The sequence below is a fragment of the Streptomyces fagopyri genome, assembly GCF_009498275.1.
In the GTDB taxonomy this organism is placed as follows: domain Bacteria; phylum Actinomycetota; class Actinomycetes; order Streptomycetales; family Streptomycetaceae; genus Streptomyces; species Streptomyces fagopyri.
Genome location: NZ_CP045643.1, coordinates 2,762,143 through 2,775,608, shown reverse-complemented (window position 1 = coordinate 2,775,608; position 13,466 = coordinate 2,762,143). Strand labels below are relative to the sequence as shown.

Genomic DNA, 13,466 nt, shown 5'->3' with positions numbered 1-13,466 from the left:
GCCCGGACCGCGCTCAGTCCGGGACGGCCGTCTGCCGGCGTACGCCGTCCTCGCGCTCCGTCTCCGCCTCCGGTGCTGTTCTCTCCCGGGCCTCCGGGAGGCGCCCGGTGACGCGCACCGGCCCCGGGCCGCCGCCGAACCGGGCGGTGAGGCGTGCAGCCAGCGGCTGCGTGTAACGGGCCGTGAGCGGGCCGAGCACGACCAGGATCAGCACGTACGCGGTGGCCAGCGGCCCCAGTGACGGCTCTATGCCGGCGGTGACCGCGAGTCCGGCGATGACGATGGAGAACTCGCCGCGCGCGACCAGCGCACCGCCCGCCCGCAGGCGGCCCTTGACGGAGATACCGGCCCGCCGCGCGGCCCAGTACCCGGTCACGATCTTCGTCAGCGCCGTCACCACTGCCAGCGCCAGGGCGGGCAGCAGCACGGGCGGAATGCTCGCCGGGTCGGTGTGCAGCCCGAAGAAGACGAAGAACATGGCCGCGAACAGGTCCCGCAGGGGGCTCAGCAGCGTGTGCGCCCCCTCCGCGACCTCCCCGGACAGCGCGATGCCGACCAGGAACGCCCCGACCGCGGCCGACACCTGAAGCTGCTGCGCGAGGCCCGCGACGAGGATCGTCAGACCCAGCACGACCAGCAGGAGTTTCTCGGGGTCGTCGCTGGAGACGAAGCGGGAGATGACGCGGCCGTAGCGGACGGCCACGAACAGGACGAGTCCCGCGGCCCCCAGCGCGATCGCCAGCGTCACGCTCCCGGCGGCCAGTCCCACCCCGGCCACCAGCGCGGTGACGATGGGCAGGTAGACCGCCATCGCCAGGTCCTCCAGGACCAGGATGCTCAGGATCACCGGTGTCTCCCGGTTGCCGACCCGCCCCAGGTCGCCCAGCACCTTGGCGATCACCCCGGACGACGAGATCCAGGTGACGCCCGCCAGGACCACGGCGGCCACCGGACCCCAGCCCAGCAGGAGCGCCGCGACGGCGCCCGGCAGCGCGTTGAGCGTGAAGTCGACCAGCCCCGACGGATAGTGGGCCTTGAGGTTCGAGACCAGATCGCTCGCCGTGTACTCCAGGCCCAGCATCAGCAGCAACAGGATGACGCCGATCTCGGCGCCCGTGGCGACGAACTCCTCGCTCGCGCCGAGCGGGAGCAGCCCGCCCTCGCCGAAGGCGAGACCGGCCAGCAGATAGAGCGGGATGGGGGAGAACCGCAGCCGGGCCGCGGCCCGGCCGAGCAGGCCGAGACAGAGGATGATGGCGCCGAACTCGATCAGCAGTACCGCAGAGTGCACGCGCTCACTCCCGTCCGAGTATCGTCGCGGCGCCGTCGACGCCCTCACGGGTCCCGACGACGATCAGGATGTCCCCGCCCGCCAGCCGGAAGTCCGGAGTGGGGGAGGGGATCGCCTCGGCACGCCGCAGCACCGCCACGATCGAGGCACCGGTCTCGGTGCGCATCCGGGTCTCGCCCAGCACCCGCCCGTTCCACCACGACGCCGCGGCGATCTCGACGCGCTCGGCGATCAGCCCCAGGTCGGTGGTGTACAGCAGACTCGGGCTGTGCGGGGACGGCTTCAGGGCGTTGATCAGCGAGGCCGCCTCACCGCTCGACAGCCGCAGCGACTGCGCGCAGGAGTCGGGGTCGTCGGCCTGGTACACGCTGACCGTGCGGGCGCCGTCGCGGTGCGCCACCACGGACAGGTGGCGCTGTTCACGGGTCACGAGGTCGTACTGCACCCCGATACCCGGCAGTGGCGTCGCCCGCAGGCGTGGAGCCGACATGATTCTCCCCTTGCTCGTCGCTGGTCGTCCTGGTTCCGCTCGTCGTCGCGGCCGGGTGCTTCGCGGCCCGGCCGGGTGCGACACAGCCGGGCGCGTCACGTCCGTCCGCGTCGGGGTTTCCCGCGTCGCGGACGGACGCGCGGAGGCGGTCCGGCCGAGGGTGGTCGCGCCGGATCACCGTGCGCGTCGGCACGGTGCGGCCCGCGAAAAAGCCCACCCAAAACGGTCATGCTGCCATCTCGCCGTACCGTTGCGACATGGGTGCTGGCACGGATGGACAGGGCCGCCCGGCTGTTGCGAGGCTGTTGGGGGCGGTGGCACGGACGCGGACCGGGAAGGACGGAGTGCCCGCCGCGGGGCGGGCGAAGGCGGCCGGGCGGAAACCGGCCGGAAGGGACGGACAGAGGAACGTGTCGCTGTTCCGGCGGATCTTCCTGCTGAACGCCGTGGGTCTGACCGTGGCGACCGCACTGCTGCTGGGACCGGTCACCGTCTCGACGCCGATCCTCCCCGGCGAGGCACTCGTCGTCGTGCTCGGGCTCGCGCTGATGCTCGTCCTCAACGCGTTCGTCCTGCGGATCGGCCTCGCCCCGCTGCAACGGCTGGGCCGGGCCATGGCCACCGCCGACCTCACCCACCCCGGAGCGCGGGCGCCCGTCACCGGGCCGGCCGAGGTGGCCGAGCTGATCACCACGTACAACACCATGCTCGACCGGCTGGAGACCGAGCGCGCCACCAGTTCGGCCCGCGCGCTGTCCGCGCAGGAGGGCGAGCGACGGCGCGTCTCCCAGGAACTCCATGACGAGGTCGGCCAGACCCTGACCGCCGTCCTGCTCCAGCTCAGACGGGTCGCCGACCGGGTGCCCGGGGAGCTGAGGGAGGAGGTGAGCCAGGCGCAGGAGGCCACCCGCGGCAGCCTGGACGAGATCCGCCGTATCGCCCGCCGGCTGCGCCCGGGTGTGCTGGAGGAGCTCGGACTGCACAGCGCGCTGCGCTCCCTCGCGGGCGAGTTCACCACCCACGGGCTGTCCGTGACCCACCACCTCGACGCCGACGTGCCGCCGCTGAACGACGAGGCCGAACTCGTGGTCTACCGGGTGGCGCAGGAGGGGCTGACCAACACGGTCCGGCACGCGGGCGCCGACCGCGCCGAACTCCGGCTGCGGCGCGTCACGGACGGCGTCGAACTCCTCGTACGGGACAACGGCAGGGGACCGGGCCGCGCGCGCGAGGGAGCGGGCATCACGGGGATGCGCGAGCGGGCGCTGCTGGTCGGCGCCGCGTTCTCGCTCGGGCCCGCACCCGGCCGGGGCACCGACGTACGGCTGCGCATCACGACGACCGGCGGGTGGTCGCCGCAGCAGCGTCCGGGCGCCACCACCGCCGCAGACACCGCCACCGACACCGGCACCGGCACAGACACAGACACCGCCACCGCTTCCGAGGGAGACCGATGATGTCCGCGCCCGCCGGGAGGCCCACGCGAGTCCTGCTCGCCGACGACCACACACTCGTGCGCCGCGGCGTGCGGCTCATCCTCGACGGGGAACCCGATCTGAGCGTGGTGGCGGAGGCCGGGGACGGTGCCGAGGCCGTCGCCCTGGCCCGCGAGACGGAGGTGGACCTCGCCGTGCTCGACGTCGCCATGCCTCGTATGACCGGCCTGCAGGCGGCCCGCGAACTCTCCCGGCGCCTGCCCGACCTGCGCATCCTCATCCTCACGATGTACGACAACGAGCAGTACTTCTTCGAGGCGCTCAAGGCCGGTGCCTGCGGTTACGTCCTGAAGTCGGTCGCCGACCGGGACCTGGTCGAGGCGTGCCGGGCGGCGATGCGCGACGAGCCGTTCATCTATCCCGGCGCCGAGACCGCGATCGTACGGACGTACCTCGAACGTCTGCGCCGTGGCGAAGGGCTGCCCGCGCGAGCCGTCACCGACCGTGAGGAGGAGGTGCTGAAACTGGTCGCCGAGGGGCACACCACGAAGGAGATCGGCGAGCTGCTCTTCATCAGCGCCAAGACCGTGGAGAGCCACCGGGCGAACCTCCTGCAGAAACTCGGTATGCGCGACCGCCTGGAACTCACGCGGTACGCGATCCGCGCGGGGCTCATCGAGCCGTGATCGTGTGATCGTGTGGTGATCGGCTTGGGTGTCGAGCGGCTTGGGTGCCGTGCGGGATGGGTGCCGTCCGCCTTCGGTCCCACCTCGGGCGGACTCCGGCCGGGCTTCGGCCAGATCTTCGGCCGGTCTTCGATCGGTCTCCGGCCCGACTTCGGTCAGTCGAGGGGACGCATGTCGCCCCCGTACACCGTGCGGTAGTCCGGTACGACGATCCGGCCGGCCGGGGACGAACGGCGCACCTGGGCGACGAACCCGTCCAGGTCCATCGACGGGTCGCGGCGCGGGGGAGCGGTCAGGGGCTCCTCGAAGTTGTCCCAGTGCACGGGCACGACGACGTCGGGCCGGTCCAGGGCGCGCAGCAGCCGGGGCACGTAGTCGTGGGTGGCGGTGCCGGCCGGCACCGCGACCATGGCGAGATCGGGGCGCAGCCCCCGCGCCGCCCGTTCGCAGAAGTCGCTGGCGCCCATCAGGAACGCCGACGGGCCTGCGCTCCCCGCCGTCACCTGGAAGGCGAGCGTGTCGCCCTCGGGCAGGTCCGAGATGGTCCTCGGCGGTGTCGCGGGCGGCGCGTGGAGCGTGCCCGGGGCGAAGTAGGAGTACTTCTTGTTGCGGCTGTGCAGACTCGCCACGACCTCCACGGTGACCCCGCCGCCGAAGTCCAGGACCTCGCCGCCCTTCACCACGGAGATCTGCCCCGGGTCGACGCCGAACGCGACCAGCAGGTGGTACGTCGTCTCGGTGCCGACGACGCGGGCGCCGGTGGTCCTGGCGATGTGCGGCACATCGGCGAGGTGGTCCCAGTGGGCGTGGCTGACCAGGACGAGTTCGGGGTGCCCCACGTGTTCGCGTACCAGCCCGGGATCGGTGCGCAGCTCCGTGCCGGCGTCGAAGGCGCCGTCGAACAGGCCGGTCCTGAAGCGCGTGAGGTACGGGTCGAAGAGCACGGTCCGGCCGTCGACGTCGATGCGCCAGCCGGCGGTGCCGAACCAGCGGAAGGAAGCCGCGACCGACGGTGCTGGTGCTGGTGCTGGTGTCGAGGCCGACGCCGCTGCCGGTCTCGATACGGGCGTGGGCACTGCCGAGGGCGTGGCCGTCGAACCGGCGGCCGTGGCGGCCGTGGCGGGCAGGAGCGGGGCGGCCGTGCCGAGCGCGGCGCCTCGCAGCACCGTACGGCGGCCGAGCAGGAGGGAGCGCCGGGGGTTCTCGTTGTCGCGCATGGCGTCAGGAGATCAGGGGCCGGCCGCCCCCGTCCAAGATCAATCCCATAACCTGCCGATACGTGGGCGCATATGAGGCCTGGTCACAGCCCCGCGTCCCGCAGGAAGTCGACGGCGATCCTGGCCGCGGCGCCGATCGCCGCGTCCACCTCCGGCCCGGTGACGGTGAGTTCGCGGGTCCGGGCGAAGACGGAGACCGCGTAACACCGGCCGTCGGGGTACCCGACGACGCCCGCCTCCATGTGCAGCCCCGGCAGCGTCCCGGTCTTGGCCGCGATCACCGTGTCGCCGGGAAACCCGGACGCCAGCCGGTGGCGGAACACCTGACGTGACATCAAGTCGCGTACCTGGGCGCAGGCTTCCGGTGAGGCTGCCTCGTCGCGCCAGATGAGACGCAGCAGTTCGGTCGTCTCGCGGGGCGTGCCGGCGTTGGTCCGCAGGGGGTCCAGGACCGCCATCCGCCGCTTGCGGTCCTCCGGCAGGGCCGGGTACCGGACGGCGAACTCCCGTTCGTCGCACGCCTCGACGTCGGCGAGCATCGACTCCAGGGCGTCCCGCGGTCCTCCCACGACGCGGGTCCGGGTGAGCCCCAGCTCCTGCGTGAGCAGCCGTACGGTGTCCAGGCCCACCCGGTCGAGCAGCAGGTCCGCCGCCGAGTTGTCGCTGACCGACATCGCGAAGAACGCCAGGTCGCGCAGCGACAGTTCGACATCGTCCGCGCAGCCCGCCGTGCCCCAGCCGCCGAGCCGGTCGGCCGCCGTCACCCGGACCCGCTCCCGGGGGTCGAGCTGCCCGGCCGCCACCTGCCGGGCGAACTCCAGGACCAGCAGCACCTTGAACACCGAGGCGAGTACGACGGGTTCGTCGGCGCCGACGGCCACCTCGCGCGCGCGGGGCTCCGTGAGGCCGGCCGTCCCGGGCTCGCCGGGGTCCGCCCGCCCGGCCCCGGCGGGAGCCGTCCGCCCGGCCCCGGCGGGAATCGTCGTGCCGGCCCCGACGGGAACCGCGTGCAGGAGGCCCACCGCGCCCGCGTCCGCGAAAACCGCGCGGATCCGTTCCTCGGCCATCGGTTCGCCCGCCCCCTCGCGTAAGGTCCATCGTCGTGGATCTCTTGCGCCACCTGCGTCTGTTCGTCACCGTAGCCGAGGAACTGCACTTCAGCCGGGCCGCCGACCGGCTGGGCATGGCTCAGCCGCCGCTCAGTCAGGCGGTGCGCCGACTGGAGAGGGAGCTCGGAGCCGAGCTGTTCGACCGGTCCCGCCGGCGGATCCGGCTGACCGCCGCCGGGGCGCTCCTGTGGGACGAGGCCCGTGAACTCCTCGCCCGCGAGGACCGGTTGCGGATGCTGGCCCGGCGCGCGGGGGACGGCGGCCTGGGCACCCTGCGCGCGGGTGTGCCGCCCGACACCGCGGCCGCCGTGCTGACCGCGCTGCTCGCCGCCTGCGCCGAGCGCGCCCCGGGGCTCGGCGTCGATCTGCGGGAGGTCACCACCGGCGAACAGGTCACGCTGCTCGCCTCCGGCGGACTCGACGTCGGACTGGTGCACCGTCCCGCCGACACCTCCGGGCTGCTCCTCGGTCCGGAAGTCTCGGTGGACCTCGGTGTCGTCCTGCCCCGCACCTCGCCGCTGGCCCGGCGCCCGGAGGTGGCGCTCGGTGAGCTGTCCGGCCACGACCTGGTGCTCTTCCCGCGGGCCCACGCCCCGGACCGGTACGACCAGATCCTCGACGTCTGCCGCGCCGCGGGCTTCCTACCGGGGCGCGTACGGCACGCCTCCAGCTCCGAGTTCCTGCTGGCCCTGGTGACGGCGGGGCACGGCGTCGCCTTCGACCCGGGGCCGGTCGCCCGCAAGGAGCCCCGGGTCGCCTGGCGGGCCCTGACGGGACGCCCCCTCACCCAGCGCCTGAGCGGCGCGTGGCCGGCCGGACGCACCGCCCATCCGGCCGCCCGGACCTTCGCGGAACTCGCCGCGGAGGTGCTGGCCGGAGACCGCGCCGCGGCCCCGAGGCGCACCGGCGAGTCCGGCTCCGCCGCCGGACCACCCCGCCCGTGGTCGGTCGTGTACGGCTAGCGCGGCGGGCGGCCAACGGGGTGCTGGGCGGCCACCCGGGATGGTGGGTCGTGTGGTGCGGGCGGTGAGGCCATGCGCGGCCGGCACGGCGCCCTGCCGATGCCCGATGCCCGATGCCCGATCTCCGATCTCCGATGCCCGATCTCCGATGCCCGATCTCCGGCGTCCGACGTCCGACGTCCGAGGGGCACCCTCCCGGCGGACGTCGGGACCCCTTTCCCCGCGCCGCCCGTGTCGGCCCACACCGGAGACTCCGGGGCCGGGACGACGTACTCCCGGCACCGCCTACCCTTGTCGCATGACCAGCAGCGACCGGAGCCACGCGGTGGACGTTCAGGATGCGAAGACCTACGAGGTGCGCACCTACGGGTGCCAGATGAACGTCCACGACTCCGAACGGCTCTCGGGGCTCCTCGAAGGCGCGGGCTACGTGCGGGCGCCCGAGGGGTCCGACGGCGACGCGGACGTCGTCGTCTTCAACACCTGCGCGGTCCGGGAGAACGCCGACAACAAGCTCTACGGCAACCTCGGCCGCCTCGCCCCGATGAAGACGAAGCGCCCCGGGATGCAGATCGCGGTCGGCGGCTGTCTGGCGCAGAAGGACCGCGACACCATCGTGAAGAAGGCGCCCTGGGTGGACGTCGTCTTCGGTACGCACAACATCGGCAAGCTGCCCGTCCTCCTGGAGCGCGCCCGCGTCCAGGAAGAGGCGCAGATCGAGATCGCCGAGTCGCTCGAGGCGTTCCCCTCGACGCTGCCGACCCGCCGCGAGAGCGCGTACGCGGCCTGGGTGTCGATCTCCGTCGGCTGCAACAACACCTGCACCTTCTGCATCGTCCCGGCTCTGCGCGGCAAGGAGAAGGACCGCAGGACGGGCGACATCCTCGCCGAGATCGAGGCGCTGGTCGGCGAGGGCGTCTCCGAGATCACGCTGCTCGGGCAGAACGTGAACGCGTACGGCAGCGACATCGGCGACCGGGAGGCCTTCAGCAAGCTGCTGCGCGCCTGCGGGCGGATCGAGGGCCTGGAACGGGTCCGGTTCACCTCCCCGCACCCCCGCGACTTCACCGACGACGTGATCGCGGCCATGGCGGAGACACCGAACGTGATGCCGCAGCTGCACATGCCGATGCAGTCCGGTTCGGACACCGTCCTGAAGGCGATGCGCCGCTCGTACCGGCAGGACCGATTCCTCGGAATCATCGACAAGGTGCGCGCCTCCATCCCGCACGCGGCGATCACCACCGACATCATCGTGGGCTTCCCCGGCGAGACCGAGGAAGACTTCGAACAGACGATGCACGCCGTCCGCGAGGCCCGCTTCTCCGCCGCCTTCACGTTCCAGTACTCCAAGCGCCCCGGCACCCCGGCGGCCACGATGGAGGGGCAGATCCCCAAGGAGGTCGTCCAGGCGCGCTACGAGCGTCTCGTCGCCCTCCAGGAGGAGATCTCCTGGGACGAGAACAAGAAGCAGGTCGGACGCACCCTGGAGCTGATGGTCGCCGAGGGCGAGGGCCGCAAGGACGGCGCCACGCACCGCCTCTCCGGCCGCGCCCCCGACAACCGCCTGGTCCACTTCACCAAGCCCGACCAGGACGTGCGCCCCGGTGACGTCGTCACCGTCGAGATCACCTACGCCGCCCCGCACCACCTGCTCGCCGAGGGCGCCGTCCTCGACGTGCGCCGCACGCGCGCGGGGGACGCCTGGGACAAGCGCAACGCGGCTCGGGCGGCGAAGCCCGCCGGCGTGATGCTGGGGCTGCCGAAGATCGGTGCCCCCGAGCCCCTTCCCGTCATGACGGGCAGCGGCTGCGGCTGCGACTGACCCCGCTCGCGCGGCGAAGGGCTACGCTGCCGATCATGCTTGTAGCCGCCGCAGCCTGCCCCTGTCCGCCGCTGCTCGTGCCCGAGGTCGCCGCCGGGGCGGCGCCCGAACTGGCCGCCGCGCGAGACGCGTGCGCGGACGCGCTCGGCGTGCTCGCCGCCTCGCGGCCCGACCTGCTGGTCGTCGTGGGCCCCGCCGAGGACGGTGGGCACGGGGCTTATGCCGAGGGGACACCGGGGTCGTTCCGCGGGTTCGGCGTGGACCTCGGCGTACGCCTCGGGCGGGGTGGCGGCACGCCTCCGGCGCCCCCGCAGCGCACGCTTCCGTCCTCGCTCGCCGTCGCCGCCTGGCTCCTGGAGCGCACGGACTGGTCCGACACCCCCGTGAGGGGTCTCGCCGTTCCGGAGCCGTTCACGGCCGAGCGGTGCCGCAGCGCGGGGGCGGAGGCCGCCGGACAGGCCGCGCGGGTGGCCCTCCTGGTGATGGGAGACGGCAGCGCGTGCCGGACGCTGAAGGCGCCCGGCTATCTCGACGAGCGCGCGGTGGCCTTCGACGCGGAGGTCGCCCGGGCGCTGGGGGCGGCCGACGTGGCGGCGCTGCGGGCGCTGGACGCCGGGCTCGCCCGCGAGCTGAAGGTCTCCGGACGCGCCCCCTGGCAGGTCCTCGCCGGAGCGGCCGAGGACGCGGAGCTGGGCGGTGCCCTGTTGTACGAGGACGCGCCGTACGGGGTGGGGTACGTGGTGGCGGCCTGGTCGTAGCGCCCGTACCGACCGGGACGCCTGTCCGGTACATGGCGGACGGCCGGGACGCCTGTCCGGACACGGCGGACGGCCGGGAGCGCCGGGTGCTCCGCGGCCGTCCGTCGGTGTGTGCCGTTCAGAACGTGGGGGGCGGTGGGGGCGCGTCCGGCGGGGGCATGGTGCCGTCGTCCTTGTGCGCGAGTCGGTCCATGGCGCCCTTCGCCTTGCCCGTGCCCGTCTGGATCTTGTCGCTGTACTTGCCCTTGGTCTTCTCGTCGACCACCTTGGCGGCCTTGTCGAGACCGTGGGTCACCTTGTCCCCGTGCTGCTGCGCGAGGTCCGAGACCTTGTCCTTGGCAGGAGCCAGCTTGGCTTTCAGATTGTCCAGGAGACTCATGGTCCACCTTCCCTCGCGGGACAGTTACTTACGGGCGCTCTCACCGGCCCCGTTGTCGGCGGCCTTCTCGGCGGTCTGCTGCTGAGGGATCTCCACGTCGTCCGAGGACGCGGCTCCCGCGGCCCCCGTCGCCGCGACCGCCACCTCGACCTCGCGGTCGTTCCCGTCGCTCTCGTCCGTCCTCTCGCCGTTCTCGCTCACGGACGATCCCTTCGGCCCTTCCGCCCTTTCCACCTCTTCTGCCCGATCCGCCGACTCGGCCACGCCGCCGTCGGTGTCGGTCGTGGCGGACGCGACCGCGACGTCGGACTTCGTGACGCCGGCGTCGGACCCGGCACCGGTCCCGGCCGTCCGTTCACCGGCGGGCACCTCGGCGGGTGACGCCTCCTCCGCAGCTTTCGGCCTCCTGAGAAGTCGTGCAAAAACGCCCATATCCACTCCATACGTTACTCGTGAGGGCGAAATTCCGCGTCACCCGGTGCGTCCCATCGCGCCGCCCGGGGCGCCGGTCCTCGAAAACCGGCGGCCGGAACCTCGCAACAGGCAACGACCCCGAACCTGTGGCGTCACGCGGCTCGTCGGAGGAGGGGTCCCGGGTTTGCGAGACTGGGGCGGTGAGCAGCGCACCCCCCGCCCCCCGAGTCATCGCCGTCGTCGGACCGACCGCGGCAGGAAAGTCCGATCTGGGCGTTTTCCTCGCCCGCCGTCTCGGAGGCGAGGTCGTCAACGCCGACTCCATGCAGTTGTACCGAGGGATGGACATCGGCACCGCCAAGCTGACGCCGGAGGAGCGGGCCGCGGTTCCGCACCACCTGCTGGACATCTGGGACGTGACCGTCACGGCCAGCGTCGCCGAGTACCAGCGGCTCGCCCGCGCCCGCATCGACGCCCTGCTCGCCGAGGGCCGCTGGCCGATCCTGGTGGGCGGCTCCGGGCTGTACGTGCGCGGCGCCGTCGACAACCTGGAGTTCCCCGGCACCGACCCCGAGGTGCGCGCCCGCCTGGAGGAGGAACTCGGACTGCGCGGTTCGGGCGCTCTGCACGCGCGACTGGCCGTGGCCGACCCCGGCGCCGCCCAGGCGATCCTGCCCAGCAACGGCCGCCGCATCGTGCGCGCGCTGGAGGTCATCGAGATCACCGGCAAGCCCTTCACGGCCAATCTCCCCGGCCACGACTCGGTGTACGACACCCTCCAGATCGGTGTGGACGTCACGCGTCCCGAGCTCGACGAACGCATCGCGCGGCGTGTCGACCGGATGTGGGAGGCCGGACTCGTCGACGAGGTCCGGGAGCTGGAGGCGCGAGGGCTGCGCGAGGGGCGCACGGCGTCGCGCGCGCTCGGGTACCAGCAGGTGCTCGCGGCGCTCGCCGGGGAGTGCACCGACGCCGAGGCGCGCGCCGAGACCGTACGCGCCACCAAACGCTTCGCGCGCCGTCAGGATTCGTGGTTCCGGCGTGATCCCCGGGTGCACTGGCTCAGCGGCGCCGCGGCGGACCTCGCGGAACTTCCACAGCTCGCGCTGACGTTGGTCGAACGACCGGTCACAGCCTGATCACGTCATGGCATCGGGACGCTCCGGCCGCCATCGGGGCCTCCGGCGCCGTGCCATCATCGAGCTTCGATCGACAATGTGGAGTCCGAGTTGGGAGGGCGCGTGGCGATGGAGGCCGGCCCTCGCAACACCGCACAGGACGCGGAGCAGGACACCGCGCAGGAGCTGCCGGAGCCGCGGCGGCCGCAGGGCCTCGACGGCGACCGGACAGGTCTCGACGGGGAACGGCTGGGCCACGACGAGCGGCCGGGCTCCGACGGTGATCCACTGATCTCCGACGGACCCGAGGAGTCTCCCGGCGGCGTCACCGCCGACGGACCGGGCCCGGACGAGATGTCCCCGGGACCCGAGGTCGAGGTCGAGCTGCGTCCGCAGCGCCGGCTGCGCATCTGGCAGCTCGCGCCGATCGTCGTCCTGGCCGCGACGGGCTCACTGATGTTCGCGTTCCCGCTGGCCTTCGAGTTCGGCGACGGCGGTGCCGTGGTCGCCATGCTCGGCCTGCTGATCTGCCTGTGCGCCGCCGGCTGGGGCATGATGGCCGCCCGCCGCGTGGGCTACGCCCTGCCGGGTTTCCCCGCGCGCGGCTCCGGCCGCCGGCTGGACTGGCGCGTCGTGCTCGCGTACGTCGTGGTGGTCGCCGCGGTGGCGGTGCTCGCCGTGGGGCGCGTGGCCCGACTGCGCTGAGCCGGACCGCGCCGAGCCCGACTGCGCCGAGCCGGACTGCGCCGAGCCGGACTGCGCCGAGCCGGACCGCGCCGAGCCCGACCGCGCCGAGCCCGCCGGGGCGGGCGTCCGTCGTGGACGCGGTGCCGGACCGGACCGGCCGGGCCCGACCCCGTACGATCGAGGGATGAGCACGCGGATCGCCTTCCTCAAGGGTCACGGGACCGAGAACGACTTCGTGATCGTCCCCGACCCGGAGAACGCCGTCGACCTGCCCCCGGCCGCCGTGGCCGCCCTGTGCGACCGCCGCGCGGGCATCGGCGGCGACGGTCTGCTGCACGTCGTACGGTCCGCCGCGCACCCCGAGGCGGCGGAGATGGCCGCCGAGGCGGAGTGGTTCATGGACTACCGCAACGGCGACGGTTCGGTCGCGGAGATGTGCGGCAACGGAGTCCGTGTGTTCGCGCACTACCTCCAGCGGGCCGGACATGTGGCCGAGGGGGATATCACGATCGCCACGCGCGCCGGTGTGAAGAGCGTGCACCTCGCCAAGAACGGGGACGTCACCGTCGGCATGGGCAGGGCGGTCCTCCCGGCGGGGGACGTCACCGTGAGCGTCGGCGCGCACAGCTGGCCCGCGCGCAACGTGAACATGGGCAACCCGCACGCCGTCGCCTTCGTGGACGACCTCGGCCAGGCCGGCACCCTGTTCACACCGCCGCCCGTCACGCCGGCGTCCGCCTACCCGGACGGGGTCAACGTCGAGTTCGTGGTCGACCGGGGCCCGCGCCACGTCGCCCTGCGCGTCCACGAACGCGGCTCCGGAGAGACCCGTTCGTGCGGCACGGGCGCCTGCGCGGTGGCCGTCGCCACGGCCCGCCGCGACGGCGCCGACCCGGCCGTCACCGGAACCCCGGTGACGTACACCGTCGACGTGCCCGGCGGACGCCTGGTGATCACCGAGCACCCCGACGGCGGGATCGAGATGACCGGCCCCGCGGTGATCGTCGCCGAGGGCGACATCGACGCGGAGTGGCTGGCCGCCGTCCGGCTCTGAGCGGACACCTCGCCGCGGAAGCCGCCGCACGCCCCTGGAT

Annotated in this window: 14 protein-coding genes; 8 read left to right on the top strand and 6 right to left on the bottom strand. The window is 73.2% G+C overall.

Annotation, left to right across the window (positions count from 1 at the left end; genetic code table 11):
• Window positions 1–13: 13 nt before the first annotated feature.
• On the bottom strand, window positions 14–1,291 hold the full coding sequence (locus GFH48_RS11750) for a cation:proton antiporter (protein WP_153288218.1): 1,278 nt from the start codon (window positions 1,289–1,291) through the stop codon (window positions 14–16).
• Between the two features lie 4 nt (window positions 1,292–1,295).
• Window positions 1,296–1,781: a cation:proton antiporter regulatory subunit gene (locus GFH48_RS11745; RefSeq protein WP_153288217.1), complete on the bottom strand. Its 486-nt coding sequence runs from the start codon at window positions 1,779–1,781 to the stop codon at window positions 1,296–1,298.
• Between the two features lie 410 nt (window positions 1,782–2,191).
• On the opposite strand from GFH48_RS11745, the gene GFH48_RS11740 reads away from it, so the two are divergent.
• Both GFH48_RS11740 and GFH48_RS11735 read left to right on the top strand, forming a co-directional pair.
• Window positions 2,192–3,238 carry a sensor histidine kinase gene (locus tag GFH48_RS11740; RefSeq protein WP_228121314.1) on the top strand — a complete coding sequence of 349 codons (1,047 nt, stop codon included), beginning with the start codon at window positions 2,192–2,194 and terminating at the stop codon, window positions 3,236–3,238.
• Window positions 3,238–3,903 carry a response regulator gene (locus GFH48_RS11735; RefSeq protein ID WP_153288215.1) on the top strand — a complete coding sequence of 222 codons (666 nt, stop codon included), beginning with the start codon at window positions 3,238–3,240 and terminating at the stop codon, window positions 3,901–3,903. The genes GFH48_RS11740 and GFH48_RS11735 overlap by 1 nt, the downstream gene beginning before the upstream one ends.
• A 155-nt stretch (window positions 3,904–4,058) precedes the next feature.
• Here the strand turns inward: GFH48_RS11735 and GFH48_RS11730 are convergent, their stop codons facing one another.
• Both GFH48_RS11730 and GFH48_RS11725 read right to left on the bottom strand, forming a co-directional pair.
• Window positions 4,059–5,120: an MBL fold metallo-hydrolase gene (locus GFH48_RS11730; RefSeq protein WP_153288214.1), complete on the bottom strand. Its 1,062-nt coding sequence runs from the start codon at window positions 5,118–5,120 to the stop codon at window positions 4,059–4,061.
• Between the two features lie 83 nt (window positions 5,121–5,203).
• Window positions 5,204–6,187 (bottom strand): serine hydrolase, encoded by a 984-nt coding sequence (locus GFH48_RS11725; RefSeq protein ID WP_153288213.1) that lies wholly within the window; start codon window positions 6,185–6,187, stop codon window positions 5,204–5,206.
• A 35-nt stretch (window positions 6,188–6,222) separates the two neighbouring features.
• Between GFH48_RS11725 and GFH48_RS11720 the strand changes: the two genes are divergently transcribed.
• From GFH48_RS11720 to GFH48_RS11710, 3 genes are all read left to right on the top strand, one after another.
• A complete protein-coding gene (locus GFH48_RS11720) occupies window positions 6,223–7,191 on the top strand; it encodes a LysR family transcriptional regulator (RefSeq protein ID WP_153288212.1) in 969 nt (322 codons plus the stop codon).
• A 298-nt stretch (window positions 7,192–7,489) separates the two neighbouring features.
• Window positions 7,490–9,016 carry a tRNA (N6-isopentenyl adenosine(37)-C2)-methylthiotransferase MiaB gene (gene miaB / locus GFH48_RS11715; RefSeq protein ID WP_153288211.1) on the top strand — a complete coding sequence of 509 codons (1,527 nt, stop codon included), beginning with the start codon at window positions 7,490–7,492 and terminating at the stop codon, window positions 9,014–9,016.
• 35 nt (window positions 9,017–9,051) lie between these two features.
• Window positions 9,052–9,774: a class III extradiol dioxygenase subunit B-like domain-containing protein gene (locus GFH48_RS11710; protein ID WP_153288210.1), complete on the top strand. Its 723-nt coding sequence runs from the start codon at window positions 9,052–9,054 to the stop codon at window positions 9,772–9,774.
• A 118-nt stretch (window positions 9,775–9,892) separates the two neighbouring features.
• On the opposite strand, the gene GFH48_RS11705 is transcribed toward GFH48_RS11710, so the two are convergent.
• Window positions 9,893–10,153, bottom strand: a complete 261-nt coding sequence (locus GFH48_RS11705) for an antitoxin (protein WP_153288209.1) — start codon at window positions 10,151–10,153, stop codon at window positions 9,893–9,895.
• 24 nt (window positions 10,154–10,177) lie between these two features.
• On the bottom strand, window positions 10,178–10,354 hold the full coding sequence (locus GFH48_RS39085) for a gliding motility protein (protein ID WP_228120524.1): 177 nt from the start codon (window positions 10,352–10,354) through the stop codon (window positions 10,178–10,180).
• 413 nt (window positions 10,355–10,767) lie between these two features.
• Between GFH48_RS39085 and miaA the strand changes: the two genes are divergently transcribed.
• The 3 genes from miaA (at window position 10,768) to dapF (ending at window position 13,426) form a co-directional block, all read left to right on the top strand.
• Window positions 10,768–11,706 (top strand): tRNA (adenosine(37)-N6)-dimethylallyltransferase MiaA, encoded by a 939-nt coding sequence (gene miaA / locus GFH48_RS11695; protein WP_153288207.1) that lies wholly within the window; start codon window positions 10,768–10,770, stop codon window positions 11,704–11,706.
• 108 nt (window positions 11,707–11,814) lie between these two features.
• Entirely contained in the window at window positions 11,815–12,390 is a 576-nt protein-coding gene (locus GFH48_RS11690; protein WP_153292865.1) for a hypothetical protein, read from the top strand.
• Between the two features lie 166 nt (window positions 12,391–12,556).
• Window positions 12,557–13,426, top strand: a complete 870-nt coding sequence (gene dapF, locus GFH48_RS11685) for a diaminopimelate epimerase (RefSeq protein ID WP_153288206.1) — start codon at window positions 12,557–12,559, stop codon at window positions 13,424–13,426.
• The last annotated feature ends 40 nt before the right edge of the window (window positions 13,427–13,466 follow it).

Bases quoted from the DNA above. Each gene is read 5' to 3' on its own strand.
- miaB (WP_153288211.1), top strand. From the start codon at position 7,490: ATGACCAGCAGCGACCGGAGCCACGCGGTGGACGTTCAGGATGCGAAG.
- GFH48_RS11745 (WP_153288217.1), bottom strand. From the start codon at position 1,781: ATGTCGGCTCCACGCCTGCGGGCGACGCCACTGCCGGGTATCGGGGTG.
- GFH48_RS11735 (WP_153288215.1), top strand. From the start codon at position 3,238: ATGTCCGCGCCCGCCGGGAGGCCCACGCGAGTCCTGCTCGCCGACGAC.
- GFH48_RS11730 (WP_153288214.1), bottom strand. From the start codon at position 5,120: ATGCGCGACAACGAGAACCCCCGGCGCTCCCTCCTGCTCGGCCGCCGT.
- GFH48_RS11705 (WP_153288209.1), bottom strand. From the start codon at position 10,153: ATGAGTCTCCTGGACAATCTGAAAGCCAAGCTGGCTCCTGCCAAGGAC.
- dapF (WP_153288206.1), top strand. From the start codon at position 12,557: ATGAGCACGCGGATCGCCTTCCTCAAGGGTCACGGGACCGAGAACGAC.
- GFH48_RS11690 (WP_153292865.1), top strand. From the start codon at position 11,815: ATGGAGGCCGGCCCTCGCAACACCGCACAGGACGCGGAGCAGGACACC.
- GFH48_RS11710 (WP_153288210.1), top strand. From the start codon at position 9,052: ATGCTTGTAGCCGCCGCAGCCTGCCCCTGTCCGCCGCTGCTCGTGCCC.
- GFH48_RS11725 (WP_153288213.1), bottom strand. From the start codon at position 6,187: ATGGCCGAGGAACGGATCCGCGCGGTTTTCGCGGACGCGGGCGCGGTG.